The sequence below is a fragment of the Micromonospora sp. NPDC023633 genome (genome assembly GCF_040640035.1).
Classification (GTDB): domain Bacteria; phylum Actinomycetota; class Actinomycetes; order Mycobacteriales; family Micromonosporaceae; genus Micromonospora.
On sequence record NZ_JBFABB010000279.1, the window covers coordinates 1 to 1,395 of the forward strand.

General features: G+C 72.5%; 2 protein-coding genes and 1 pseudogene. 2 read left to right on the forward strand and 1 reads right to left on the reverse strand.

Going from position 1 to position 1,395, the window contains the following annotated elements:
- Nucleotides 1-65 precede the first annotated feature (65 nt).
- Nucleotides 66-449: a helix-turn-helix domain-containing protein gene (locus tag AB0G13_RS34690; protein WP_357883930.1), complete on the reverse strand. Its 384-nt coding sequence runs from the start codon at nt 447-449 to the stop codon at nt 66-68.
- Between the two features lie 287 nt (nt 450-736).
- On the opposite strand from AB0G13_RS34690, the gene AB0G13_RS34695 reads away from it, so the two are divergent.
- Entirely contained in the window at nt 737-1,036 is a 300-nt protein-coding gene (locus AB0G13_RS34695) for a hypothetical protein (protein WP_357883933.1), read from the forward strand.
- Nucleotides 1,033-1,395: pseudogene (locus tag AB0G13_RS34700) on the forward strand (oxidoreductase); the annotation flags it as partial. The gene AB0G13_RS34695 and the pseudogene AB0G13_RS34700, both read left to right, overlap by 4 nt.

Sequence of the window (1,395 nt, forward strand, 5' to 3'; positions counted from 1 at the left end):
CACTCAAGGCCCTACCAGCCAGACCCCACACCCGGTGAAAGCAGTTCTTCGCCGCAGGCGATGTCTCACCCAACCGTGCACGAGGTCGTTAGTCCGAGAGCCTGACGAGTCCGCGTAACCTGCCCGCGCGCGGCGGCTCCAAGGTCGAGCCCGCTCCCGGAAGCCGGAGCCGGCAGGTTTGTCTGAGGTAGCGCCGTCGCGAACCGGCGTTGCGCCTCGTCGGCAGCCTGAGCGAGGGCAGTGTCCAGGGCCGCCTGCATCTCAGGGCGGGGGTTCACGCTCTTCCCGCCGGCCTCCCACTTGGAAACGGTCCGTTCGGCCACGCCCAGGTGCACGGCGAAGTCACGGATGCTCATGCGGAGCGCATAGCGGAGTGCCTTCGTCTCGCGGCCGGTCCATCGCTGCACGGGTGTCATCGTGCTGCCTTCGATCACGTCGAGAACGGTCATCGTGCACTTTACCGGCAGCAGGTGCAGTGCAGTTACCGGCCAAGTGCAGTGCGTGGTCGTTCAGCTCTTTCCGCAGCTCGGAAAGGGTTGATGCATGGCCCGGGGCGGGTGCTGGCTCCGGAACTGCGTCGGTCCCCGAACGACACAGCTCCGCTCCCGCCCGCCCCGGCGCCACTCCACCAGCCGTATCGCGAGGGGCAGAAGAACGTGACCACCCTGATCCACGCCATCCCGGTCCTGACCATCGCCACCACAGAGGAAGCCGAAGCCCGAGTCGAGCAGGGCGGATGGGCGTGACCGCGCAGGAGGCGGTCGGGCAGTGGCTGCGCCTCGTGGTGGCAGACGCGGAGCTGTCGCCGTACCTCATCGGGGTCGACCTGGAGCGGCTCGGCGCGCACCTGGCGGCGGGCCCCGCCGCGGCCGTCGAAGGCCAGCCCGCGACCGACCCGTGGCGCGGGTTCGGCCTGTCGGAGGAGCAGCACCGGCGCATCGTCGACTACCTGGCGGGGGTGCTCTGGGCGCTCGATGTGCCGGACGACCGGATCGCCCGCGCCCGGCGGGCCTTCGCCGGCGAGGTGGGCGCGTGACCATCGCCGCCGCCTGGGAGGCCGCCATCGACAAGGCCGTCGAGAAGGGCGCGGACGACTTCTGGTGCACGCTGGAGGACCGTAGCCCCGGCATGCTTCCCGAACGGGACGCGCCGCTGCTCTTCGCCGCGCTCGGCCGCCTCACGGCCGGCGGCGACGACCCGGCCGGGCGGGCGGCGCTGCTGGCGGTGCTCGGCCGCGCGTACCGCTGGCATAGCCTGCTGCCGCACGCCGCCACGATCGGCGACGCGCTGCTCGCCGCCGTCGCCCGGCACGCCCGTCCGCTGTGGACGCCGCGCCTCGCCGACGCCTGGGAGCACGCCGGCCGAGCACCGCCAGCAGCGCCGCCCGCCCGGCCG